At 63.0% G+C, this 24,181-nt stretch carries 26 protein-coding genes and 1 pseudogene; 11 read left to right on the plus strand and 16 right to left on the minus strand.

Annotation, left to right across the window (positions count from 1 at the left end):
- Together AC0QUY_RS29090 and AC0QUY_RS29095 are read right to left on the minus strand one after the other, a co-directional pair.
- Positions 1-554, minus strand: a pseudogene (locus tag AC0QUY_RS29090) (IS630 transposase-related protein); the annotation flags it as partial.
- Positions 555-644: 90 nt separating this feature from the next.
- On the minus strand, positions 645-875 hold the full coding sequence (locus AC0QUY_RS29095; RefSeq protein ID WP_475389687.1) for a hypothetical protein: 231 nt from the start codon (positions 873-875) through the stop codon (positions 645-647).
- Positions 876-1,466: 591 nt separating this feature from the next.
- Between AC0QUY_RS29095 and AC0QUY_RS29100 the strand changes: the two genes are divergently transcribed.
- Entirely contained in the window at positions 1,467-2,861 is a 1,395-nt protein-coding gene (locus tag AC0QUY_RS29100) for an FAD-binding oxidoreductase (protein WP_475389688.1), read from the plus strand.
- A 35-nt stretch (positions 2,862-2,896) separates the two neighbouring features.
- On the opposite strand, the gene AC0QUY_RS29105 is transcribed toward AC0QUY_RS29100, so the two are convergent.
- The 3 genes from AC0QUY_RS29105 to AC0QUY_RS29115 form a co-directional block, all read right to left on the minus strand.
- Positions 2,897-3,133 (minus strand): hypothetical protein, encoded by a 237-nt coding sequence (locus AC0QUY_RS29105; protein ID WP_161855745.1) that lies wholly within the window; start codon positions 3,131-3,133, stop codon positions 2,897-2,899.
- A 142-nt stretch (positions 3,134-3,275) separates the two neighbouring features.
- A complete protein-coding gene (locus AC0QUY_RS29110) occupies positions 3,276-3,686 on the minus strand; it encodes a DUF1488 family protein (protein WP_475389689.1) in 411 nt (136 codons plus the stop codon).
- A gap of 77 nt (positions 3,687-3,763) precedes the next feature.
- The gene (locus AC0QUY_RS29115) at positions 3,764-7,561 is read right to left on the minus strand and encodes a tetratricopeptide repeat protein (RefSeq protein ID WP_475389690.1); all 3,798 of its coding nucleotides are present in this window, start codon (positions 7,559-7,561) and stop codon (positions 3,764-3,766) included.
- Between the two features lie 360 nt (positions 7,562-7,921).
- Between AC0QUY_RS29115 and AC0QUY_RS29120 the strand changes: the two genes are divergently transcribed.
- A complete protein-coding gene (locus AC0QUY_RS29120) occupies positions 7,922-8,143 on the plus strand; it encodes a hypothetical protein (RefSeq protein WP_057840383.1) in 222 nt (73 codons plus the stop codon).
- Positions 8,144-8,148: 5 nt separating this feature from the next.
- The gene (locus tag AC0QUY_RS29125) at positions 8,149-8,592 is read left to right on the plus strand and encodes a hypothetical protein (RefSeq protein ID WP_246738331.1); all 444 of its coding nucleotides are present in this window, start codon (positions 8,149-8,151) and stop codon (positions 8,590-8,592) included.
- Between the two features lie 45 nt (positions 8,593-8,637).
- Here the strand turns inward: AC0QUY_RS29125 and AC0QUY_RS29130 are convergent, their stop codons facing one another.
- Genes AC0QUY_RS29130 through fliL form a run of 4 tightly spaced genes read right to left on the minus strand, consistent with a single transcriptional unit; the run spans position 8,638 to position 11,566 of the window.
- Positions 8,638-9,420, minus strand: coding sequence for a MotE family protein (locus AC0QUY_RS29130; protein WP_475389691.1), 783 nt, complete (start codon positions 9,418-9,420; stop codon positions 8,638-8,640).
- Complete coding sequence (locus AC0QUY_RS29135; RefSeq protein ID WP_161855750.1) at positions 9,417-9,857, minus strand: DUF6468 domain-containing protein; 441 nt, start codon at positions 9,855-9,857, stop codon at positions 9,417-9,419. Before AC0QUY_RS29135 ends, AC0QUY_RS29130 begins: the two co-directional genes overlap by 4 nt.
- The gene (fliM, locus tag AC0QUY_RS29140) at positions 9,854-11,056 is read right to left on the minus strand and encodes a flagellar motor switch protein FliM (protein ID WP_161855751.1); all 1,203 of its coding nucleotides are present in this window, start codon (positions 11,054-11,056) and stop codon (positions 9,854-9,856) included. The genes AC0QUY_RS29135 and fliM overlap by 4 nt, the downstream gene beginning before the upstream one ends.
- A gap of 18 nt (positions 11,057-11,074) precedes the next feature.
- Positions 11,075-11,566 (minus strand): flagellar basal body-associated protein FliL, encoded by a 492-nt coding sequence (gene fliL, locus AC0QUY_RS29145; RefSeq protein ID WP_475389692.1) that lies wholly within the window; start codon positions 11,564-11,566, stop codon positions 11,075-11,077.
- Between the two features lie 388 nt (positions 11,567-11,954).
- On the opposite strand from fliL, the gene flgF reads away from it, so the two are divergent.
- From flgF to AC0QUY_RS29175, 6 genes are all read left to right on the plus strand, one after another.
- Entirely contained in the window at positions 11,955-12,719 is a 765-nt protein-coding gene (flgF, locus tag AC0QUY_RS29150; protein ID WP_475389693.1) for a flagellar basal-body rod protein FlgF, read from the plus strand.
- A gap of 18 nt (positions 12,720-12,737) precedes the next feature.
- Entirely contained in the window at positions 12,738-13,526 is a 789-nt protein-coding gene (flgG, locus tag AC0QUY_RS29155; RefSeq protein WP_057859591.1) for a flagellar basal-body rod protein FlgG, read from the plus strand.
- Between the two features lie 10 nt (positions 13,527-13,536).
- A complete protein-coding gene (flgA, locus tag AC0QUY_RS29160; protein WP_475389694.1) occupies positions 13,537-14,616 on the plus strand; it encodes a flagellar basal body P-ring formation chaperone FlgA in 1,080 nt (359 codons plus the stop codon).
- A gap of 5 nt (positions 14,617-14,621) precedes the next feature.
- On the plus strand, positions 14,622-15,374 hold the full coding sequence (flgH, locus tag AC0QUY_RS29165) for a flagellar basal body L-ring protein FlgH (RefSeq protein WP_161855756.1): 753 nt from the start codon (positions 14,622-14,624) through the stop codon (positions 15,372-15,374).
- A gap of 235 nt (positions 15,375-15,609) precedes the next feature.
- Positions 15,610-16,065, plus strand: a complete 456-nt coding sequence (locus AC0QUY_RS29170) for a YidB family protein (RefSeq protein ID WP_475389695.1) — start codon at positions 15,610-15,612, stop codon at positions 16,063-16,065.
- 44 nt (positions 16,066-16,109) lie between these two features.
- Entirely contained in the window at positions 16,110-16,373 is a 264-nt protein-coding gene (locus tag AC0QUY_RS29175; protein WP_475389696.1) for a GlsB/YeaQ/YmgE family stress response membrane protein, read from the plus strand.
- A 159-nt stretch (positions 16,374-16,532) separates the two neighbouring features.
- Here AC0QUY_RS29175 and AC0QUY_RS29180 read toward each other — a convergent pair whose 3' ends face one another.
- The 4 genes from AC0QUY_RS29180 to AC0QUY_RS29195 all read right to left on the minus strand — a co-directional run bounded on the left by AC0QUY_RS29180 (position 16,533) and on the right by AC0QUY_RS29195 (position 20,036).
- The gene (locus AC0QUY_RS29180) at positions 16,533-18,056 is read right to left on the minus strand and encodes a tripartite tricarboxylate transporter permease (RefSeq protein WP_475389697.1); all 1,524 of its coding nucleotides are present in this window, start codon (positions 18,054-18,056) and stop codon (positions 16,533-16,535) included.
- Positions 18,056-18,529: a tripartite tricarboxylate transporter TctB family protein gene (locus AC0QUY_RS29185; RefSeq protein WP_475389699.1), complete on the minus strand. Its 474-nt coding sequence runs from the start codon at positions 18,527-18,529 to the stop codon at positions 18,056-18,058. The genes AC0QUY_RS29180 and AC0QUY_RS29185 overlap by 1 nt, the downstream gene beginning before the upstream one ends.
- Complete coding sequence (locus tag AC0QUY_RS29190; RefSeq protein WP_475389700.1) at positions 18,526-19,488, minus strand: Bug family tripartite tricarboxylate transporter substrate binding protein; 963 nt, start codon at positions 19,486-19,488, stop codon at positions 18,526-18,528. The genes AC0QUY_RS29185 and AC0QUY_RS29190 overlap by 4 nt, the downstream gene beginning before the upstream one ends.
- A gap of 299 nt (positions 19,489-19,787) precedes the next feature.
- Complete coding sequence (locus tag AC0QUY_RS29195) at positions 19,788-20,036, minus strand: DUF3551 domain-containing protein (protein WP_475389702.1); 249 nt, start codon at positions 20,034-20,036, stop codon at positions 19,788-19,790.
- A 300-nt stretch (positions 20,037-20,336) separates the two neighbouring features.
- On the opposite strand from AC0QUY_RS29195, the gene AC0QUY_RS29200 reads away from it, so the two are divergent.
- On the plus strand, positions 20,337-20,696 hold the full coding sequence (locus AC0QUY_RS29200) for a PRC-barrel domain-containing protein (protein ID WP_161855763.1): 360 nt from the start codon (positions 20,337-20,339) through the stop codon (positions 20,694-20,696).
- 844 nt (positions 20,697-21,540) lie between these two features.
- On the plus strand, positions 21,541-21,945 hold the full coding sequence (locus tag AC0QUY_RS29205; RefSeq protein WP_475389704.1) for a ClpXP protease specificity-enhancing factor SspB: 405 nt from the start codon (positions 21,541-21,543) through the stop codon (positions 21,943-21,945).
- A gap of 4 nt (positions 21,946-21,949) precedes the next feature.
- Here AC0QUY_RS29205 and AC0QUY_RS29210 read toward each other — a convergent pair whose 3' ends face one another.
- The 3 genes from AC0QUY_RS29210 to dksA all read right to left on the minus strand — a co-directional run bounded on the left by AC0QUY_RS29210 (position 21,950) and on the right by dksA (position 23,983).
- Positions 21,950-22,762 (minus strand): hypothetical protein, encoded by an 813-nt coding sequence (locus AC0QUY_RS29210; protein WP_475389705.1) that lies wholly within the window; start codon positions 22,760-22,762, stop codon positions 21,950-21,952.
- A 7-nt stretch (positions 22,763-22,769) separates the two neighbouring features.
- The gene (locus tag AC0QUY_RS29215) at positions 22,770-23,555 is read right to left on the minus strand and encodes a 2-keto-4-pentenoate hydratase (protein ID WP_161855767.1); all 786 of its coding nucleotides are present in this window, start codon (positions 23,553-23,555) and stop codon (positions 22,770-22,772) included.
- Positions 23,556-23,617: 62 nt separating this feature from the next.
- Complete coding sequence (dksA, locus tag AC0QUY_RS29220) at positions 23,618-23,983, minus strand: RNA polymerase-binding protein DksA (RefSeq protein WP_092509290.1); 366 nt, start codon at positions 23,981-23,983, stop codon at positions 23,618-23,620.
- Between the last annotated feature and the right edge of the window lie 198 nt (positions 23,984-24,181).

Below are 24,181 nucleotides of genomic sequence, written 5' to 3' on the forward strand. Positions count from 1 at the left end.
GGAAGGTCATGGTCTTCCAGCGGCCGTGAGGAACCTTGGCGGGAAGCCTTTGCCCGCGTGGCGCCCATCCCCGCAAGGGAGCCATATCAGTCCGGGTCCAGGTCTCGTCGATGAAGACCAGCCGTTCAGCTTTGACGCGACCTTGATACTTTGTCCACTGGGCGCGCCGACGCGCCACGTCGGGACGATCGCGTTCGCCAGCCACCACGCTTTTTTTTGAAGCTGAGCTTCTCGGCATGCACGAAGTCCCATACCGAGTGGTAGTCGACCTTCAGGCCGCGTCCGGCAAGCTCGGCAACGAGCCCCCGCAAAGTGAAATCATCGTTCCTAATCCGCTGCGACAGCCAGACCGCGTGCTCCCCGGAAATCGCCTTCGGCTTGTGGCCGCCCATCTGGCCCGGCGCGACGCTGCCGGTCTCATCGACCCGCTTCATCCAGTTGATTGCCGTGCTGATCGCGACCCCAAACTGCTTGGCTGCCTGATTGCGGGACATTCCGCCCTCGATCGCGGCCACCACACGCTTGCGAAGATCCAGAGAGTACGGCTTGCCCATCCATGCTGGCCTCCTTCCCAGCCAGCATGGTGAATCAGAAACCGACCGATTTGGGAATCCCAAATCGATTCAAGCTAACGCCATCCCGCTTTAGCGCGGCGACGTGCGCTCGAGCGAAGCGCGGATTTCGGCAACCGTCTCGTCGCAATATTTGTTCAATTTCTGGAAGCGCTGCTGCAGCGCCCGCAGTTTCCCGGCGCGTTTGGCCGGCCCTTCCCGATCAATATTGAATCTGTCGGCCGGCGATGGGCGGGAGGCCGCAGCGTCTACGGCGGCAAGCGCCGATCGCATCGATGTGTCGTGGCCGTTGCTGGAAGACATTGCACGCCTTATAAATTGAAGTCCGGCCGGATTGGGTCCGGTCGAATTTTCCGTGTGGTCGCGCGCTGGTGCTCCGACTTTGCACCCTGCAGTGTGTTGTTTGGATGCCCGGTCGGGGTCGATTTGGTGGCAAAAGATGGACGCCCCGCCGCGAACGTGCCGCCATCCTCGTATTCTTACGGACTCCGATTTCCACGATTAAGATGCAATCAGAAGCCAGCTTCACCGATGCATTCATTTATTGCTCAGCGATTCGTTCATATGTCCGTACCGCATTCAGAAACCGGTCTGCCGCCGCGCTGCGAAGCTTGCGGGATAGGCACGGTCCGGATCGGAAAGCTGCCCCGGATCGGACTGCGCCCGCTCGTGTACGTATACAAGTGCGATGCCTGCAACCAGATCACGTCGGTCGAGCCGGAGCGGAAGGAAGAAGCGCTACGCAGCCGCTCGGGCTCGACGCGGCGGCCGCGGCGCTAGTCAAGATCGATAGCCCGCAAAAACGCGGCTTCCCCACGCGCCGGACCGGGTTTCTTCCCGGCCATGCCGCATGTAAAGCTTCGGCCAAACTTCGCGTAAAGAAGAGGCAGGGGCATGTCCGAGGGTTTCATTGACGAACTGCACAACGCGCTCGGCAAGGGCGCAGTGCTGTCAGGCACCGACATCGACGCGCGCTATCATCACGACATTGCCGGCAATCCGGTTCCGAAACCCCGCGCGGTGGTGCGCCCGAAAACGACGGAAGATGTCTCCGTGTTGCTGCGGCTCTGTCATCGCGAAGGCGTGCCCGTGACGACGCAGGGCGGCATGACCGGGCTGGTGCGCGGCGCGCTGCCGAGTGCGGACGAAATCGTGCTGTCGATGGAGCGCATGAACAGCGTCGAAGAGGTCGATGCTTCTGCCGGCGTCGCCATCGCGCAAGCCGGCACGCCGCTGCAAAAGCTGCAGGAACGGGTCGAGCAGGACGGGTTGATGTTTCCGCTCGATCTCGGCGCGCGCGGCAGTTGCACCATCGGCGGCAACATCTCGACCAATGCCGGCGGCAACCGCGTCATCCGCTACGGCATGACGCGTGAATTGATCCTCGGCCTCGAAGTCGTCACCGCCGACGGCACCGTGCTCAAGGGCCTGCGCAAATACATCAAGAACAACACCGGCATCGACTTGAAGCAGCTTTTCATCGGCAGCGAAGGCATCCTCGGCGTCGTGACGCGCGCCGCGCTGCGCGTCTTTCCCGCGCCGGCGGAGCGGCAGGTTGCGCTGTGTGCCCTGCCCTCATTCGGACAAGTCATGGCTTTCCTGAGGATGGCGCGGCAATGTCTCGGCGGCGAATTGACCGCCTTCGAGGTGATGTGGAATGCCTACTACCGCCTCACCGTCGAGCGCGTGAAGGGCGTGGCCGGGCCGCTGCCAACGCATCACCCGTTCTACGTTCTGCTGGAGGCTTCCGGCAGCGACCCCGAACGTATCCATGCCGATCTCGAAAAACTGCTCGAGACGGCGATGGATGACAATCTGATTCTCGACGCTACACTCTCGACCTCGAATGCATCCGTCGCCGCGATCTGGCGCATCCGCGATTCCAGCGTAGAGCTTGGCCGCAGCTTCCCTTACGCCGCGAGGATAGGGTTCGATGTCAGTCTCGCCATCGACAGGATGGAAGAATATGCGGATACGCTTGATGCACGAGTCAAAGCGATCGATCCGCTCGCCTTCACCGTCGTGATGGGACACGTCGGCGACGGCAATTTGCATCCCAGCGTGTATCACGAACATACGCCTGACAAGCACGATGAGTTCGAGAAGTTGGTCTACGACCTCACGGGCGAATTCGGCGGCTCGATCTCGGCCGAACATGGCATCGGCATTCTGAAGCGGCCCTACCTGAAAATGAGCCGCACCGAAGAGGAAATCGAAACCATGCGCACGCTCAAGCGCGCGCTCGACCCGAAGAACATCCTGAACCCCGGGCGAATTTTTACGGTGTGAAGGGCCAGGTTGAACTGGACGTTCGCGACCGCCCCTCACTCCCTGAAATCATACTGCTTGCAGAGGTGGTCGCCGATCTGAACCAGCATGGCGACGCATTCGGGATAGCCAGGCTTGGCGATCGTGGCGTCGTCAGCCTTGGCGCGGAATTCCCAGCTATCGCCGTCGCGGATCACCAATATCTCGATGCCGTCGGGACAATCGACATGGACCTTCAATTCGGCTCGCGCCATCGCAATGAGTTCGGCTTCGGTTTTGGCGGGCTTGCTCATCGTGAAGGCGTCCTCCAGCAGATTGTTTGCCCGCAGGGTGCCGCTTTGACGCGCATCTGTCGAGGGGTGACACAAGGAGGCGATAGGACACACGGACGCAGTCGCTGCTGTGCGGCCGTCGTCGAGTCCAACGAAGCCCGCGTTATTGCGCCGCGCTAGCCGGCCGCGCTTCGGCGATAACCCGCAGCGAAGCGGCCTGGTCCACGGCCAGCCCCGAGCCGGTCGTGACCGGGTCCATGAGCGGTGGCTGCAATTTCTGGACGTGCTTGGTGAAGATCCTGACGACCTGTCCCTTTACGCAGGGTCCTTTGTCGAAAATATCGGATGCGATTCCCTCGACGGCGTCCCGCAGCGACAGGAACTGCGCCTGCCGTGCCATGCTCTCAGTCCCCTTGACACCACCGAGCACGTCCATCGCGGCGTCGCTGATCTGGCACTCGACCGTATCAGCGTCATTCAGCATGGTAAACCTGAACGCCAGGCGTTCGTTGTCGTGTCCTATGATTCGGTCCCGGGTCAGTGGCATCGGACGGCTAGCTAGAGACGATTGCATGGAGCGCCGGAGCGGCGCTGACGTCTTCCCTAATGCGTCAACTGGTCAAAAATTGGCCGAACCTGCGGCCGAATCCGCTACTTCGCCTGCTTCTTCAGTTCGATCCGCCTGATGCCTGATATCGCGGGCAAGGCGCCGGTGTGGACAGGCTCATTCCTGGACATATCCGGCGACAGCGGCGCGCGGGCTGTGGCGTCCGGGAAGCGGTTCTTCATTTCGCGGATGAAGCCGTCGAGCGTATCTACGCTGGCGGCCATCTTGGCGATCAGCGAGAATTCGGCACTGTTGGAGGCGGCCGGCTTGCTCGCGGTCTCGAACGCGAACCGGTCGGCCTCGCCGGTCATCAGGGGCGCGTATTTCTCGCGGAAACGGGCCAGGCCGATCGCGTCCTCGGCCAGCGCATAGCCGACCACGGCGCGGACGATGTCGCTCTTCTCGGCGCCGTTCAGCGGCCTGAAATCGCGCCAGCGGTCGGCGTAGTACAGTTCGATCTGTTCGGAAGCTTCCCGCCACTGCCGCGACGCCCAATAGATGTCCGAGCGCAGGCGGATCGCTTCGCGTCCGCTGATGTTGGAGATGATGTCGAGCGCGAGGTCGTGGCGCCCAACATCGCTTTGCGCGCGCGCCTCGAGGAGCAGGCGCTGCTGCCGCAATTCGCCTGAGAGATCGGAGATCCGCGTCAGGCGCAGCGCCGTGATCGCCCGGTCGGGCTTGCGGTTCATCAGGTAGACCATGGCCAGGCGCGCCGCCACCTGCGCGCGCGCGGCGCCCTCCAGGCGCTTGTCGACCTGATACTGCAGCAGTTCCGCGGCCTGGTCGAGCAGATCGATGGAGGCGAGCCGATCCGCCAGCCGCCGGATCATTTCGTCGCCGCGCCGGCCGATCGGGGTCAATTCGCGATACTCATAGAACATCGCGAGCGCATCGACCGGCTTCATGTCGTCGCCCTTCTGGCCGAGATAGATTTCGGTGAACAGCGCGGACGCGGCATCCTGGCCCTGCCGCGACAGTTCGGAGTTGGGCTGCAGCTTGGTTGCGGTCTTGGCGGCGGCGAGCGCCTCGGCATAACGTCCGTTTTCCGAGTAGAGCTGCGTCAGCTTGTTCAACGCCCTCAACTCGATCGCGTCGCCGCGCCAGGTGACGGACAATATTTCCAGTTCGCGCGTCAGCTCGGCCTGGCCGAGTTCGCCGCGCCGGTGCCGCAGCAGGGCCTGCAGCAGCCTCGCCTCCGCCGATGCCTGCCGGTCGCTGGACTGCGCCGCAAACCTGTAGGCGTCGAGCGCGTCCTTGTCGTGCCCCAGCGCCTCCGCCAGACGCCCGCGCAGCACTGCGATCTCGGGCTTCATCTCGGTCGGAATCCCGATCACCTCGAGTTCGCTGCGCCGCCGCGAGGCCCCGCCATAATCCTTCACCTCGAGCGAGGCCCGCATCGCATCCGCAGTGACGATGCGCTGCAGTTCCAGCGGCAGCGCGGCAATCGAGAATTCGGCGTTCTTGAACTTTTCACGCGCGTCGGCCCATTTTTCCTGGCGGGCGAACGCGAACCCTTTCCACAATTGGGAATCGTAGCCGTTGCCGATCGCCGGACTGGCAAGATCCTTGAGCGCGCGCTCGGGATGGCCGATCAGGATGCTGGCGACCGCATGCACCATTATCACGGCGGCATCTTCGTTGCCCGGATTGGTGTCGGAGAGGATGAGGTTGGTCACTCCTCTCGCTTCCTGATACATGCCGCGCGACATGTAGAAATTGGCAAGCTCGAGCCGGGCTTGGTTCTTTTGCTCAGGCCCCGCTGCGCCCGCGGCCTTGATCAGCGCATCCAGCCGCGGCAGAAATTTCTCTTCCCGGTTCTTGCGCCATTCATTGGCGTCGAACAGCGGCCTCACCGCCGCGGTGGCGCGTTCGGCCGCGACATCGGCGGACGACAGCGTCAATCCGCCGGGCCGGCCGAGCATCACCTTGTCGGCGCCGACCTCGGCGCTGATATCGTCGGAATTCGGATGCACCACCACGCCATGCACGGATTCCAGGAGCGACAGCTCGACGAAATCCTGCCGCTTGATCAGGCCGCGGGTCGGCGGCGGCGCGGTCACGACCAGCAGCGTATCGCCGGCGTCGGGATCGACCAGCCGATGCATCGCGCCGGGATTGGCCAGCGGCACGGTGACGCTGGCGAGCGCTGGATCGGTGATGTTGCGCAGCACCGTCAGCGGCAGCGGCGGCGTCTGGCCGCGGTCGGCGAAGATCAGCGTCCACTCGGCGCCGTTGGCGCGGCCTTCGCTTTCAAGCGAGGGAATCTGCGGCCGGTTGAGCCGGATACGGATCGCCTGCCCCTTGTCCAGCGGCAGCCGAACCACGTCGCCGATGATGGCGCCGCCCTTGGCGCGGATCGGTTCGATATCGACCGGTTTGGTCTGGTCGAACACCAGCCACACCGTATCGGCACGGCGGAACAGCGCCGCCGGGGTCGGCGCGGCAAAGGAGAACGTCACGCGCAGGCCGTCACTGTCGCGCCTCGCCTCGACGGTGGGGGTCTTGTCCTTGGCGCTGCTTTCCGGCGGAGGACCGGACGCCGGCGTTGTCGCTGCCTTCGGCGGCTCCGCAAAAGGTGGCGCCTGCCCGGGTGCGACGGGTTTCGGCGCTTCCGCGACGGCGGCCTGGACCTGATCTGGCTGCGCCACTTTCGCAGTTTCCACCGCTGCCTGCGGCTTTTCCGGTGCGGCCGCCATTTTCTCGGGCGCGGGAATAGCGTTGCCATTGGCCGGCGGCACCTTGTCGACGGCAGGCATTGCCGCCTCCGCCGGTGGCGGCGCCTCGCGCACCTGCGCGGGCTTGATCTCGATTTTGGCCTGCTCGGCAATCATCTCCGACGTGGCCGGTGGAATCTCCGCCGGCTGCGGCGGCGGCAAATCCTTCAGAGCCTTGTCGCGTGACATCCGCGAGGCAGGCCCAGGCTTGGCCGGCGGCGCGACCGGCTTGGCCACGGCCTGCGGCTCGGCCAAAGCGGACTTTTCCGGCTGCTGGAAGCCGACATCGATCACATAGTTCTTCTCCTCGCGGAACGAATGCACGTCGACCTCGCCGATCAGCACGATGTCGACTGCGGAAGAGTCGACATCGGCCCGCTGATTGATCGAGGCGATGTTCGGCGGCGCCGCCACCTTCGCATCCGCCAGATCGAAATTGAGCACGCTGTTGAACTGCAGCGTCAGCTTCTGCTCGTTCAGCACCGACGAGACGTTGACGCCATCCGGCATCTCGAACACGAAGCGGACGAAGGTCGGCTGCACCGAGGCGCGGACACGCACCGGCGGTCTCTTCTTTGCGGCTGCCACCGCCATCTGCGCGCGCAGCGCCCGCTCGGCAGCCCGCGCCCGCTCCGCCAGTTCGCGCACGACCGCGGCAGGAAGCGCGGGCGGCGGACCGGTCCAGCTATCGGACAGGAAGTCGACGAAAATCCGCTCCCCCGCCGTCATCGTATTCACGGTTGCCCGCCGCGCCAGTGACAGCCGGATCGCCGTACCGTCGGGATCGCGCCGCGCCGAGCCGACATAATCGGGCGCTGCGTCCGACAATTTGTCGACGGGAATGTCCACCGGGCGCTTGAAGCGGATGATGATGATCGAACCGGCGGTCGAAACGTCGGATTCGACGTCTTCCGCCAGCCTTAACACCAGCCGCGCGAAGCCGCCTGCGGAGGTGAACGTCGCCTCCCCCCGGACGGGCTCGTCGGCCCGGCAGGCTTGCGAGAACGTCAGACCGGCGAATAACAAAGCAACAGCAAGGGGCTGGCCGAGATAATTAAGGCAACGCTGCGCCGCCCGCGCCAATGCGCGGCCCGGCGATCCAGTTTCAGCGGCAGCCCTTCGCCCCATCCAGAAGATCTCGTGCCTCAATGAATTCAGCGGCGAAGCGCTCTCGCCCGCACGTTTGAATCTTGGATTGGGCGGCTTAAGGCTTTGTTAACGTCAACTTATTGATTTCGTTGAAGGGCGGTCGGACGCTGGGTTGAGCCCCTTCTGAGGTACCCAGTAAGCGCCACAGGCCTGGGCCAAGCGGCTATTGCCATGGCGTCGTCCCGCGCCATGATCTGGATCATTAATCTTACGACGGATGGAACTAACATCAGCCATCCCGTCTTAGGGAAACAATGGACCCGGGACGCGGGGCCGGCAGTCAACCAACGCCCCCGGGTCGCCAAACCTGCCTCAGGCAGTCAATTCGGAGTGCGTGAAATGGCAACCCAGATCGTGATGGATCGTACTGGCGACACCCGGCATACATTCGACATCCATGATCGTGCGGAGGTCGAAAAGGCCGAGCGGCGGTTCAGGGATTTGACCGGCGCAGGATTCACGGCAGCGGTACGATCGGGGCCCGGCGAGCAACGGGTGATCCGCTCCTTCGATCCGACGGCGGAGGAAACGCTGTTTTATCCGCGTCTCGTTGGCGGCTGACGGCTGTGACCCAGCAGATCGCGCTTGCGATATGCTCGTTCGTCCTCGCTTTGCTCGGCACGGCGCTGCTTTCGGCGCTTTCGCTGGTGGTGGCGCGATCCGGTTCCGGCAGCAAGACGTTCCGCTTCGAAACCGAGGCGAGAGCCCTCACGCTCTTGAAGGAGTGGCTCTCGCCGAAGCAGCGCGCCTCTTACGAGCGATTCCGATATTTCGACGTCATCGGCAGCCAAACCGGGACGCGGTATCGGATTCATCATGGCACGCAGACGAACATAGAAGAACTCAGCGACACCGGTCATCACGTCTGCAAATGGTGTTTTGTTCCGGATGGCGATCTCGTCGCGGGCGATGTCATGCTGGCGCAGAAGATCGCCCTTGAAACCAACGAGCGTGGCGCTCTTTCGGTGGCCCACCGCTCGTTCGTTTCATCGGGGCCGCGCAGGTTCTGACCGGGTTAGCGCCGATGCGCTTTGCCGATCTGTCGGCATCCCGCATCAATGGGGCTTTTGCGGCAGGATCTTGCCTTCGATCTTCGGCAGTTCGGCCGTGGAGGTGGATTTATCGGTGCCGGCGCGGCGGGCCAGTTCGACCGTCAGCCGCTCGGCCGCTTCCGGCTGCATCAAGCCCAGAATGTCCGACATCTTCCGTGGCGCGATCTGGGAAGCGATTTCGTAGAGTACGGACATCTCCAGCCGGTCGAACACCTTGGCGGCGTCCTTCGGCTTCATGCCCTCATACATGGTGATGATGCCCTTGAAGCGGGCGGCGTCCTGTTCGGACTTTTGCCCGCTCGCGGTTGAGATCCGCGCCTCGGTGGCTTTCATTTCATCGACGCGGCCCTCGATGCGCTTCTCGGCGGATTTCAACAGGCTCTCGCGAATTTCGATTTCACGCGCCCGCTGCTCCAGTTCCTGGCGCCGCGCCTGCAGCCGTTCAAGGATGGCGCGCTCCGACGCCGACACCGATTGCGGGTTCTGGTCGGGAAACACAACGACGCCGTCGTGCTTCGGCGCCTCGGTAGCCGGCGCGGCCGGCTTCGGCGCCTCTTCTTTCTTCTCTTCCTTCTTGACCGAACCAGTGATGTCGGCGGTGTCTGCCCTCGAGCCGCCGGGGAAGCCCAGATTGTCCTGCGCCCAGGAGCGCTTGGCAGGCTGGCTGATCTGATAATCGAACACGTATCCGCCATCGATCACGAGGCCGGCAACCTTCAGCACTGCAAGGCCGAAGATCGCGACCAGCACGACCGGAATGACACGGATATCGCGAAACGACTTCATGCGGCGAGGCCACTCGCCCTTCGGCGCTCGGAGAATGCTTCAGCTGCTGCGGCAACCGCCTTGGCGCTGGAGACCTTGGGCGGCGCTGCGGGTTCGGCCTCCTGCGAGGGCCGCGCCGCGATCGCGATCTTGGACAGCCGGCGAATGACGCCGTCGCCCTCGGCGAGCATGTTCTTCAGATGCCCCGCCATCTGCGTCGCCGCGGTGAGCTGGCTGCCGAGATTTTCGTTGACGTCGCGCACGGTGTGCTTGAGGCCGCCGATCGCCCGCTCGGCGATTTCGGTCGCGGTGATCAGTTCGGCGATCGTGGCCTTTAGCGAGTGCTCGTCCGCCTTCAGCCGCTTCAACCGCTTGTTGAGCAGCATGCAGTAACCGATCGTGAGCACCAGCAGCACCGCCACCAGACTCTCGATTACAATGCCAAGGGAATGACTCATTGTGCCTCCATCAACTTGGTTTGCTCGTCGGCCTTCTCGAACATCGCGAAGGTGGTATTGGGTTTGCGCAACTGCTTGGTGACGCGGATGGCGACACGGTCGCCGACCCGGCCCATTCGCCCTTCGGTCAGCGTGACGTTGCCGCAGCGGACCGACACCAGTGCGTCGGGACGCATCTCCAGCGGCAAGGTATCGCCGACCTTCAGCTTCATCAGGTGCTTGAGCGGAATGTCGGCTTCATAGAGCACGGCATCGACCGATATCTCGGCCTGCGCCACCTCAGTCGCGAAGTGTCCTTCCCAGATCGGATCACGGCCGAACTTTTCGCCCATGAACATCTGCAGCAGAACCGGGCGGATCGGCTCGATGGTCGCATAGGGCAGCAGCAGTTCGATATTGCCGCCGCGGTCTTCCATGTCGATCCGCAACCGCACCAGGATCGCGGCATTGGCGGGCCTCGAGATCGCGGCGAAGCGCGGATTGGTTTCCAGCCGGTCGATCGAGAACGTCACCGGCGACAGCGGCCGGAACGCCTGTTCGGCATCCGCGAGCACCACCTCGACCAGCCGCTTGACCAGATTGGTTTCGATCGTGGTGTAGGGCCGGCCTTCGATGCGCAGCGAGGTCTGGCCGCGCCGGCCGCCGAGTAGCACGTCGATGATCGAATAGATCAGGCTGGAATCGACCGTCGCCAGGCCGAAATTTTCCCACTCCTCGGCCTTGAACACGCTGAGCACGGCCGGCAGCGGAATTGAATTCATGTAGTCGCCGAAGCGGACCGAGGTGATGCGGTCGAGCGAGACTTCGACATTGTCGGAGGTGAAGTTGCGCAAGCTCGTAGTCATCAGCCGCACCAGGCGGTCGAACACGATTTCGAGCATCGGCAGACGCTCGTAGGACACCATCGCGGAATCGATGATGGCGCGAATACCGGAATGGTCGTCGAGGTTGACGTCGCCGACAGTGAAGCCGAGCAGATTGTCGATTTCTTCCTGCGACAGAACCCGCTCGCCGGAATTCTTGTTGCCGAACTCACGGCCGCCATCCTCGACCATGGCCGCCCATTGCAGCGCCATGCTCTCGGAGAGTTCGTTGGCGGCAGCTTCTTCCGCCGCCGCCGCGGGGTCCTCGGAATCCAGCGACGCTTCCCATTGCGCGGCAATGGCGTCCTGGTCCATCTGGTCTTGATTGACGGCCATGATGCTAGATCCGCCCCATCACTGCACGACGATTTCCTTGAACAGCACGGCGCTCACCTGCTGCGGCGCCACCGCGCTGTTGACCCGCTTGGTCAGTTCTTCCTTGAGGCGGAATAGCCCGGCCGAACCGTTGATGTCGGAGGGACGCAATTCGCGCAGGTAGGTCTGGAACAGGTCTGTCACCCGGGGCAGGTTCGGCTTGATCGCCTCGACCTGCTTCTCTTCCTTGATCTCGAGCACGACCTTGACGCGGAGATATTGCACCCGCTCGCCGGGGGCGCCGACCAGGTTGACCATCATGTCGGGTACTTCGACGAAGGAAGGTGGCTTCGGCGGCGGCGCTTCGGCGTGCTTCTCCTCACCATGGCCGCGCATCAGGAAGAACCAGCCCGCGCCGACGCCGAGGATGGCGACGAATCCGGCGACCGCAATGATCAGCTTGAGCTTGCCCTTTTTCGCCGATGCGGCTTCTGCGCCGTCTGCGCCTTCCGCCTGCTCGTTGTCAGCCATTGCCCCGCCCGCTTCGATTCCGAAAAACGAACGCGGTTGCCACCAGCCTGGGTAACGATGCCCCCACAACGCGAAACAAAAGCCGCCAGCGCACACGCGCTCTCCATACCTGCAACGCTAGGGTAATAATGGTTAACGGAACCTTTCCATTCGCGTCCAAGTAGGAAAAATCTGCCGGGCAAACATGGTCAACAAGACCTTTCTGCCGCCCCCGCCGCGCTCCGAAAATATCCTAACCCATTAACAATTCAGCACTTCCGGACTTGGCACAGCTTTCGCTGAGTAACTGGCGTGACCTGCCGGCTTGGGAGAGCCCAAAGGTTACGACGGATCCGGACCACGGGCTTGGGAGAGCCAGTTTTCGGATCGATCAAGGGGAGAACCACCGATGGAGAATATGCTTCTCGTCGGACTATCGCGGAAGATGACGCTGGAACGACAGTTGGACGTCGTTGCCAACAACGTCGCCAATATCAACACGACCGGCTTCAAGGCCGACCGCTCGCTGTTCGAGGAATATCTGCGTTCGCCGGCGCATGAAGACAATTTCATGCGTGCCGACCGCCGCGTTTCGTTCGTCCATGACCGCGCCACCTTCCACGATTTTGCCGCCGGCCCCTCCGAGCACACCAAGAACCCGCTCGACATTGCGATCGACGGCAAGGCCTTCCTGGTGGTGCAGACGGCCGCCGGCGAGCGCTACACCCGCGACGGCGGCCTGCACATCAACAACCAGGGCCAGCTTGTGACCGCCAGCGGCGATCCGGTGCTGGGCAATTCCGGCCCGATCGTGTTTCAGCCGACCGACAAGCAGATCAACATCGCAGCCGACGGCAACATCACCGTGCTCGAGGGCACCGGCACCACCGACTCGGTTCGCGGCAAGCTGCGGCTAGTCTCCTTTGCCGACCCGCAAAAGCTCGTGAAGGAAGGCGGCAACCTCTATTCCGCGGGCCAGGGCATCGCGCCCCAACCCGACACCACCTCGCGGGTGAACCAAGGCTACATCGAGAAGTCGAACGTCAATTCCGTCCACGAAATGAGCCGGCTCATTGAGATCACGCGCACCTACACGCAGATCTCGGCGATGCTGCAACAGCAGCACGACTTGCACCGGACCGCCGTCGAGAAACTCGCCGACGTCCCGGCATAACGCTCAAGGAATAGATCGATGCGCGCACTCTACACAGCAGCGACCGGCATGGCGGCACAGGAACTCAACGTTCAGGTGATCTCCAACAACATCGCCAATATGCGCACCACCGGCTACAAGAAGCAGCGGGCTGCGTTTCAGGATTTGATCTACGACCATGTACGCCGCGTCGGCGCGCAGGCCTCCGACCAGGGCACCATCCTGCCCGTCGGTGTCGACATCGGCGGCGGCGTCAAGACCGTCGGCACGCCGCGCCTGATGGGCCAGGGCACGCTGTCGCCGACCGGCAACGATCTCGACATTGCGATCCGCGGCGAAGGTTTCTTCAAGATCCAGGTGCCCGACGGCACCTATGCCTATACCCGCGACGGCTCGTTCATGATGGATGCGCAAGGCCGCGTCGTCACCGCCCAGGGCAACCCGGTCCAGCCTACGATCACCATCCCGCAGAATTCCTCCGCGATCACCATCAACGCGCAGGGTCAGGTCACCGTGATGCTGCCCGGCTCGACCACGCCGACGCTGGTCGGCCAGATCGGCCTGACGCGCTTCATCAACAAAGCCGGTCTCAACCCGATCGGCGACAATCTGTTCACGGACACCCCGGCCTCCGGCACGCCGCAGGACGGCGTCGCCAACACCGACGGCTTTGGCGACATGCAGCAGGGCAACCTCGAACAGGCCAACGTCGAGGTGGTGACCGAAATCTCCGACCTGATCGCCGCCCAGCGTGCCTATGAGATGAATGCGAAGGTCGTCAGCGCAGCCGACCAGATGCTGCAGTCCACCTCCAACATGTTCCGCTAAAGGACTGGCCATGATCGCCCGCGCCCTCCTCCTGGCCACAGCGCTGATCGCCGCATCGAGCGCGGCCGCGGTCGCACAGACCCAGGACGCTTTCGCGAACCGCAACGTGATCGCCGCGCCCGTGCTGCGCGCCAATGTGCAGGTGTCGGGAGATCTGGTGCGGATCGGCGACGTCATCGACAATGCCGGCAGCGCTGCGCAGATCGCGATCTACCGCGCGCCGGATCTGGGCACCACCGGCTCGCTGCCGGTGGCGCAGGTGCTCAACACCCTTCGCGCCCATCATGTGATCGGCGTCGACACCCGTGATCTCAGGGAAATCTCGGTGACGCGGCTGGCCCGCACGGTCGAAGGCAAGGACATCGAGCTGCAGGTCGCGCGCGCGCTGGAGCGCCGCAATGGCCTCGGCGACGCGACCAACCTGGCGCTGACCTTCGACCGCGATCCCGGCGACGTCCGGCTGGATTCCGGTTTCAGCGGCAGCCCGCAGGCGACGATCGTGCGCTACGACAACCGCAATGGCCGCTTCGACGTCACGCTTGAAATCACCAATGAGAATGGCACGGCGCCGGTCAAGCTGCGTTTCACCGGCACGGCGATCGAGACCGTCGAAGCCGCGGTGCTGACGCGCAATGTCGAGCGCAATGAAATCCTGAAATCATCCGACGTTGTGGTCGAGCGCCGCCCGAAGGCGGAAGTCGGCGCCGATGCCGCCGCACGCGATCGCGCCGTGGGCATGCAGGCGCGCCGCCAGCTCCGCGCCGCCCAGGCGATCAAGACCGCCGATCTCGCCAAGCCCGATCTGGTACAGCGCGACCAGAACGTCACGCTGATCTACGAGACGACCGGAATCTATCTCACCATGCGCGGCAAGGCGCTGGACAACGGCACCGAGGGCGACGTCGTCAGCGTCATGAACCTGCAGTCGAAGCGCACGGTGTCCGGCACCGTGATCGGCCGCGGCCAGGTTTCGATTACGCCGGTGGCGGCCCGTCCGGCGCAAACCAGCGACGCCGCCTCCTCGCTCAGCCCTGCCGCTCCCGTCGCCGTCGCCACCGTCAGTTCGCCAGTCGCTCCAAAAGCCGAGTAATGTAAATGTCAGTTCCCCGTCTCAACCGCATCATCCTCACCGGCGCCATGCTGTCGCTGGCCGCCGCCGCGAGCGGTTGTTCCTCGATCGACCGTCTCTCCCAGATCGGCGAGAAGCCGAAGCTGACGGAGATCGAAAACCCGACCACGCAGCCCGGCTACAAGCCGGTGCAGATGCCGATGCCCAAGCCGGAGCAGGCCTCCTACAATGCCAACTCGCTGTGGCGGAACGGCTCACGCGCATTCTTCAAGGATCAGCGCGCGGCACGGATCGGCGATTTGCTGACGGTGACCGTCAACATCACCGACAAGGCCAACCTGTCCAACGAGACCCAGCGCAGCCGCTCCGCCAAGGAAGACTCCGGCATCACCGACTTCATCGGATCCCAGACGATCACGCAGGCAAACAAGATCCTGCCCGGCAAGATTCTGACCACGGATTCGACGTCATCGAGCGACGGCAAGGGATCGGTCAATCGCCAGGAGTCGCTGACCACCAACGTCGCCGCCGTGGTAACGCAGGTGCTGCCGAACGGCAATCTCGTGGTCGAAGGCAAGCAGGAGATCCGCGTCAACTTCGAAATCCGCGAGCTGATTGTCGCCGGCATCGTCCGTCCCGAAGACATCCAGAGCGACAACACCATCGATTCCACCAAGATCGCGCAGGCCCGCATCGCCTATGGCGGCCGGGGCCAGATCACCGACGTGCAGCAACCCCGCTACGGCCAACAGGTGATGGACGTGCTGCTGCCGTTCTAGTTTTCAATTCAGAGCTCCCACATCTCGTTGCGAACCTAGGCGCGGCGGAGATGTTCAACGCGGCCCTGGCCAGCTCCCCTGGCGAGGGCCGCGGTCGTTTTTGCCGGATCCATCAACTCAAGCTTGCTACCGCCGGGCGGCACGCGTTCGTCCTCCTCGTGCGACGCCCGCCCGCATAGGAACCGAAGCTTCCGCCCCGCGTTCCTCACAGCACCAACCTCCGAGGGAGCCGACCATGAGCCGCGGAATGCCATCGATGACTGCCCTTCTCGGGCTGCTCGCCATTGCCGGATATCAGAACCGCGACAAACTGGCAGAACTTCTCAAGGGCGTTGGCAGCGGCCAACCAAATGCAGGCGGCGGACAGCAGCCGCTGGGCGGCTTGCTTGGCAATCTGGGCGGACTATTGGGCGGCGCCGGGGTTGGCGGCCTCCTCAGCGGCGGGATCGGCGAGCTGCTCGAAAGATTCCAGCAAAACGGCCAGGGCGACAAGGCTGAATCCTGGATCAATCAAGGCCCGAACAAGGATGTCTCGCCGCCGGAATTGAAGCAGGCGATCGGCTCCGACGTTCTGGCACAACTCGAACAGCAGACCGGACTGTCGCAGGAGGAGATCCTGGCAAGATTGTCGCGCGAGCTTCCGGCAGCCGTCGACAAATACACGCCGGACGGCCGTTTGCCCGCAGCATGAATTGATCGACGGGATGTCGGGGCAATCAGGAAGGGAGCATCGAGATGGGCATACTTTGGACAATCATCATTGGTTTCATTGCCGGCGTGATTGCCAAGTTCATGATGCCTGGAGACAACGAGCCCTCAGGCTTCATTCTCACCACCATACTGGGCATCGTCGGCGCCTTCGTGGCGACTTATCTCGGCCAAGCGCTCGGATGGTACAGGCCCGGAGAAGGCGCGGGTCTGATCGGTGCGGTAGTCGGCGCCATCATTGTGCTCTTTGTCTACGGTCTCTTCGCCGGCCGGCAACGGCGATCGATCTAAAGAGCTGGACTGATGGTCTGCGTCGGGCCTGGATCGGTGGCGGCGCGATTCTTCGTCCCCTTGCCAAGCTGGACGCCACGCGATGCTCGGAGCGGAGCTAAGCGCCGCTCGCCACTGCAGGCGCGCCAACGAAGGTTGCCGAACGGCACATCGCTTCGTTCAAAAATCCGGCGCTTCCTCAGCCATCCGCTTCTGGTGGCGCCAATGCTGCCATATGGCCAGCCCGACCGAGGTCGCCGCCGCCAGCAATAGCAGGCCGGAAATCGGCCGCGTCAGGAAGAGCCAGGGATTCGCGTCGGTCATGATCGCACGCACAAGGTTGATCTCGATCTGGTCGCCGAGAATCAGGCCGAGGATCAGGGGCGCTAGCGGAAAGCCGAGCTTGACCAGTACGTAACCGACGACGCCGAACAGTAGCAGCACGTAGACGCTCTGCATGGTGTTGTTAAGCGCGTAGGCGCCGACGACGCAGAGTACGAGCACGACCGGCGCCAGCACCGCCATCGGCACCGACGTCACGCGCAGCATCAGCGGCATCAGCGCGAGGCAGATCAGCAGCATGCAGGGATGCGCCAGAATGTAGGCCGCGTAGATGCCATAGGCGATATCAGGGTTTTGCGAGATGAACAGCGGTCCCGACTGAATGCCGTGGATCGTCATCGCACCCAGCATCACGGCGGTGACGGCGTCACCGGGAATGCCGAACGCCATGATGGTCATCAGCGAGCCGCTGACATTGGCGTTGTTCGAGGCTTCCGAAGCAATGATGCCCTCGGGATGACCCTTGCCGAAACGATCCGGCGTTTTGGAGAATTTCTTGGCCTGGTCATAGGCCATGACGCTCGATGCGCTGCCGCCGATGGCAGGCAGGATTCCGATGATCAGTCCGACGATCGTTGCCCACGCGAGCAGGAACGGTTGCTTGAAGATTTCCAGGTTCACCTTGAGATGCGAGAAGCGCTCGAGCTTGACCCCGACCAGCGATTCCGCCGCCTGGCCGCGCGGCGAATTCAGCTTCTCCAGATCGGTCATGATCTGCGCGAAAGCGAAAATGCCGATCAGCACGGGGAGGAACGGAAAGCCGCCGCCGATGAACGCCGAGCCGAAGGTAAAGCGCGGCACGCTGCCGATCGGATCGTGGCCGACCACTGTTATCAACAACCCGATGGCAGTCGAGATCAGTCCCTTGAGGAGCGAGGATTCGCTGAGACCCGCTACCATCGCCATGGCGAGCACGAACAGCGAGAAGTATTCCCATGGCCCGAATTCCAGCGCGATCGCCGCAAGCGGCCCGGTGAGGAACACCAGGAACAAGGCGCCGAGCAGGCCGCCCCAGACCGAAGCCCAGACGCCGAGCCAGATGGCGCGGCCCGGCTCGCCGTTGCGCGCCATTGGAAAGCCGTCGAACGTGGTGGCGATCGAAGAAGGCGAGCCGGGAATACCAAGCAGACAGCAGGTGATGAGGCCACCGGTCGATCCGCCGACATAGACGCCGGTCATCGCCGCCAGGCCCGCCAGCGGATCGAGCCCGTAGGTGAACGGCAGCACCACGATGACCGTCATGGTGATGGTGACGCCCGGCAGAGAGCCGCCGATCACGCCGATGAATGTGCCGGCAAACAGCGGCAACAGATATTTCCACTGGGCAATGTTGATGAGGCCGTTCCAGAGTAAATCGAGCATCAGAAGCCCGTCCAGGCGCCGCGTGGCAGCAGCACCAGCAGGTATCGTTCGAAAACGAAGTAGCTCACCATGGCGGTGCCGAGCGCGATCGCGGCGAGTACACCCCATTGCCGCGCCGTTTGCGGCCTGCCCAATGCGGCCTGCAGCGCGCCGACGAACAAGACCGTGGCGACGCGAAATCCCACGAGCGGCAGCAGCACCACATAGGTACCGACGATTGCGAACGCGATCACGACCAGGCGATAATTTCGTCGCGGCGCGTCGCCCGCGCAGGCCGGCGCGCGGCGCTTCAGGAGGTCCTGCAGGACCAGAAGCGCGCTCGCGGCTGCCATCAACGACAGCACGATGGCCGGGTAAAAGCCCGGTCCGACCGGAACGATAGGAAGGGACGGAAGCTGGAACGACTTGACGAGGAGGAACAGGCTGACCGCGAGCAGGATCAGACCGGTAATTCCATCGCGGCCGATACTCATTTTTTGATCAGGCCGAGATCGGTCATGATAACCTTGTTCTCATTGTCGATCTTGGCGAGGAACTGCGCATAGTCGTTGGCATTGAGGAACGCCACGCGGGTGCCCTGCAGCTTCATCGCCTGGGCGAAGCTCGGCTCCCTGGTCGCCTTGGTGCAGGCGTCCTCGAGCTTGGCGCGCACCGGCGCGGGCGTTCCCTTGGGGACGAAGATGCCGCGCGCCACTTCGTACACGATGTTCATGCCGAGCTCCTTGAGCGTCGGCACGTCGGGCGCTTCCGGGTCGCGCTTCTCGCTTGCGATCGCGATGTAGCGCAGCACGCCGGCTTCGACCTTGCCCTTCTGCGTCAGGTTGGAGTCTGTGAGATTGACGTGGCCACCGAGCAGCGCGTTCATCCGCGGAGCCAGGCCGTCATATGACACGAACTTGAATTTCACGCCGGCCGCCTTCTCGATCATTGCCGGGAAGATATGGCTGGTCGAGCCGAGCGTGGCGCCGACCGTGATCTCGCCCGGCCGCCTCTTGGCGTCGTCGGCGAGCTCCTGCCAGTTCTTCCAGGGCGTTTTGGCGCTCGCGGTCAGCACCGAGGGCGTCGCTGAGACCAAGCAGATCGGCTCGAAGTCGCTGTATTTGACATCACTGATGCCCGCGTAGAACGTCAGATGGATATAGTCGTGCACCGCGTAGACCGTATAGCCATCGGGCGCCGCAGCCTTGGCCTCGCGCGCGCCGGTGGTGCCGGATGCGCCGCTGACATTGGCGACGACCACGGGTTGGCCGATGTGCTTCTGAAGTTCGGCGGCGAACGGCCGAAAGATATTGTCGGTATCGCCGCCCGCGGCCCATGGCACGATCATCTTGATGGGGCGGTCAGGATATTGCGCCATCGCCGGCGCCGATAAAGCAGCCAGCACCCCGGTCAGCGCGGCAGCGCCGGCCATCGTCACCAACGTCCTTGCCATCCGTCGTCTCCCGGTGTCGTCTCTCGTGGGCCTTTCAGGCTCTCTTTAGGGGATAATAACAGCCGAGCCCCGCAGGGGAAAGCCCTGCGGCGGGTCGCAACCCCGCTACGGCCAGCAGGTGAGGACGTGCTGCTGCCGTTCTTGTTTTCAATTCCGAGCTCCCACATCTCGTTACGACCCGACCCTAGGCGCGACGGAGATGTTCAACGCGGCCTCCGTCAGCTCCCCGGGCGGAGGCCGCGGTCGTTTTTTTGACCGATCACCGCTAAGGCAACGAATGCCTGTCGCGCCGTCCGACTTCAGCGCGGACGACGCAAGCGGTTCTTGTCGATGAGCTCGGCGCTGGCGCCGAAATTGCGGTTTTCTGTACAAGAAGCTGTTCGGCCCGAAGCCGCGGCCTGGCATTGCGCGTTGGTCGAGTAGATGCACTCGCCAGTCCCGCCGGCGAAATCGTCACCCTGAATGCAATAACGGTAATCCTTCGCCGAGGCCGCGTTTATGCCCGCTAGGAAGACAATTGTCACGAAGGCAACAAATAAGATACGCATGTTTCCCTCCTAAGCTAACGCGACATTCGTTGCGCCCGATCTCGGAAGCGCCGCGTGAGCTATTTCACACCGCCCGTGTCACTGTTGGGTGATGGCGCGATGTAGCTGCGCCTCAGATCTCGTCGCTCCGCGAGCAATTGCCGGAATACTCGACTGGCAGGTGCGCTTGTTCAAAACGTAACGCAGGAACTCCGCTGCTCGCGAGACTCGCATCGCTCATGCGACGATGCGTAGCCTTCCCGTCAGGAACGTTTCCACACGCCCTTCGTTTGCCGTCCATCAATCCCTGGAGGAAAACTCATGGCTTTGGAAGCAAACGAAACCGGCAACCTGATCGGCAGCGACAAGGTTGAGGGAACCGCGGTCTATGGCGCCGATCGCAACAAGATCGGCTCGATCGAACGTGTCATGATCGACAAGAAGAGCGGCAGAGTTTCCTACGCCGTGCTGTCTTTCGGCGGCTTTCTCGGCATCGGCGACGATCACTATCCGTTGCCCTGGCAGTCGCTGAAATACGATACCTCGCTCGGCGGCTACGTCACCGGCGTAACGGAAGCGCAGCTCAAGGGCGCGCCGCATTACGGCAACGACAACACGTGGAACTGGAGCGATCCGGTCAGAACGCGCGCTGTCAACGACTATTACGGCGTCGCGATCTGATCGCTGTCACCCCTGCCCTTCAAAAGGCCCGCCTGGATTGGCGGGCCTTTTTGCTGGCAGGCGTGACAGCGAACGCCGGCTCGCATCTTCCTGCGGGTAGAGAACTATTCCGGCTGCTTCGCGTTGGGATCATTCGAAAGGGCAGAACGATGGGAAAATTCTTCTTGATCATTGTCGCTGTAAGCGTCGCAATTTTGCTGGCGATGAGCGCCTATGTCATCAGCCTGTAACCGCGATGCAGTCTGCCGGCAGGCGATCGGAAAGCAACGGCGCGTTTCCCCACCATCGCTCGCGCGTGTCTCGATGGATGCGGCAATCGTCCTCGCCTGGTGGTTCGAGACGGCGCTCACGTCCCCTGACCATGGCAGTTAATGAATTTCATCTTCACGGTCGTTCCCGTCTAACACGCACCCCACCAGTCAACGGCGGCTGCCTGCATTACGTTCCTGCACATGGCCGGCCGATACGATTGGTTAACGGACGCTGCCGGCGGCGAGACCGCGTGGTCTGATGCATGCCAATGCATCGAGCGCGATCAGGCTTTCGATTAACCATTAGTTCGCGGGCGATGGCGGCACGACGGGTTTAGTCGCCAAGTGAAGACGACATGAACCGTCAGACGATTGCGTAGAATGCACCGACAGATCCCGGCGGGCCCGTCATGATTACCGTGTGCTTACCGCCGATACACACGGGCTGCGGGTGCTACGAAAGCCGTGCGCTCCTGTGCCCTCTTTCTTTTTTGAGGGAACCGGTTAGCATGCCACTCGGGAAAAGTGAGCGAACACACACCCAGGTTGTCGTTCGCTCGCGAAGGCAGGGCGCTATTCCGGTGACAGCAGTGATGGAAACGACAGGTCGCGGCGTGCTGGACGCACCGCAAGCGGCGATACTGCTTCTCCTCCTGGCGATCCTTATTCACGCCTCGCCTGCGTTCGCCGAGCCGTGCAGCAGGCCGACGGCGCGCTCCAAGATCGCCGAGACGCTCAAGCTCGCCTCGGACAAGCGGCCGGTCAATCTCACCTTCCGTACCCATGCCGATGGTGTGAAACTGTCGCCCAGTCTCAAGTCGAAATATCCCGACGATATGACCATCATCCTGCAGAATGAATTCGACCAGTTGAACGTCAAGGACGACCGCTTCGAAGTCTTGATGCGGTTCATGGGAAATCCGGAACGGCTCACCGTCCCCTTCAGTGCGATCAAGGCCTTTTGGGACAAGGCCGAGCTGAAGTGTTCCGACGGCTGACGCCTCACTTCGGTGTCGCGCGCCGAATCAGGGCACAAAGCCCGGTCATCCGCGCGATCGGATGCTCGACAAACAGGCGGCAGGATGCGAGCGCGCCCATCAGCGTAGCAGGCGGCGCGGCAGGTTTCAGTTGTGACGCGAGCGTAGCGCCATGCGCATGCCCAAGCGCGCGAGCCGAAAGCGTGAGCGCGTTCAGTCGCCCATCCTGCTGCAGCGGCACGAGCATGGTTCGGACCAGCGCCAGATAAGCCGGCCAGTAGGCGAGATGCCGGTACATGCTCGCAATCAATTGCGGCTTGGTGTCTTCGCCGAATGTATTTAACTCCTCGACCAGCGCGGCCACTTCGGGATCGAGCGCATCCATCGGCGGCAGTTCCGGGATCTTGGTGCCGGATGGTTTTGGCGCGGTCTCGGCGGTCCTCACCGTATCGGCCGGGCGCGGCTCGTAGCGCGCCAGCAGCGCCGAGAGCACGACGAGCGCGAGCGCATTGGTATATTGATAGCTGTCGAGCACGTCACGAATCAGCACGCGTTCGGTCTCGTCGACGCCGGCGGCGAGCAAGGTGTCGGGGGAAAAACCGGGCCAATCCGGCAGCGCGATCGTTCGCCTGACGGCTTCGGCATGCAACGGCGCATCGCCGAGATAGAGCGGCCGCACCGTAGACCATGTCCATTCCAGCGCGCCCGGCATGGTCGCGAGGTTGCGCCAGATCAGATTGACCACGCTGGTGCCAAGCACTTTGCGGATGTCGGCATAGATCTCGGCGATCTCGCCTCTGGCATCTGATTCGAGAACTGACGGAACGCTTTCAGTCATTACGGAGCTATTTAAACGACGCTTTCACCGTGCCCAAACCGTCGAGTTCCATCTCTACGGTATCACCTGCATTGAGCCACACGGTTTTCACGAGGCTCCCGGTCAGCACGATCTGCCCGGCGTGCAATCCCTTGCCCTCCTCGGCGAGATGATTGGCAAGCCAGGCTAGCGCGTTGTGGGGATGGCCGAGCACGTCGGCGCCGCTGCCGCGGCCGGCCTCCTTGCCGTTGACGACAGCGCGGCCTTCGACCTTGAGCAGATCGGGCGCTTTGATACGCGCCACCGCCTTGCCGAGCACGCAGCCGGCGGCGAAGAAATCATCGGCAACAAGCGTCGGCGCGCCCATCGTCTCCCATTTGACGTAGCGGTCGTCGACGATTTCGATCGCGGGGAAATAAGCCTCGATCGCCTCCATCATCCACTCCGCGGTGAACGGGGCTTCCGAAGGCGCAAGATTGCGCGCGAGCCGCACCGCGATCTCGCATTCGACACCGACACGGACGTAGTCGCCGTAGCGCAGCCGGGCGCCGCTGTCGTGAACGCCCTTGGCAAACACGCCGCCGGCGCAGGGATGGAGGATGTCGAGATATTCCTGCATCACCGCGCTGGTGCAGCCGATCTTGTAGCCGACCAGGTCGCCTGCCTGCGGCAGCAGCAGGTCGTGGACCGCGCGCTGAATGCGATAGCCTTCCGCCTCGTCGCCGGGCGCAAGCTCAGCGGAAAGCGAGGCCAGCGGCGCGCGGTTGCGGCGGGCAGTAGCGATGGTCTGTGCGGCCGCAAGAATGTTGTCCATCAGCGGCGGCTTTCTCTTTTGCAACCCGCAGCGCCGACCGCACGCGGTCAGACGCCAGGTCCCTACTCGTCGCGATAAACCTTCTCGCGCTTCTCGTGACGTTCCTGCGCTTCCACCGACAGCGTTGCAATGGGGCGAGCCTCCAGCCGCTTGAGCGAGATCGGCTCGCCGGTCTCCTCGCAGTAGCCGTAGGTGTTGTCCTCGATGCGTTGCAGCGCGGCGTCGATCTTGGAGATCAATTTGCGCTGGCGGTCGCGGGCGCGCAGTTCGATGGCGCGATCGGTTTCGGAAGAGGCGCGATCAGCGAGATCGGGATGATTGACGTTCTCTTCCTGAAGGGTCTGCAGAGTGATCTTCGATTCCCTCAGGATCTCGTCCTTCCACGCCAGCAGCTTCGCGCGAAAATAATCGCGCTGGCGGTCGTTCATGAAAGGCTCTTTTTCGGAGGGTCGATAATTCTTCAACTTTTCCAAGGCCAGCCCATCTTCACGTGCAAGGCGGGGCGGAAAATTGTCCGTCCGCGCGGGCCTTATATAGCGGCGGGTTGTGACAGACAATATCGTACGTCCCCGTGGGAGTACCGCCCCCAAGGCCTTGCACAGGCAAAGCTATCGGGGCGGCCTGCC

It is taken from the genome of Bradyrhizobium sp. WYCCWR15520 (assembly GCF_056174665.1).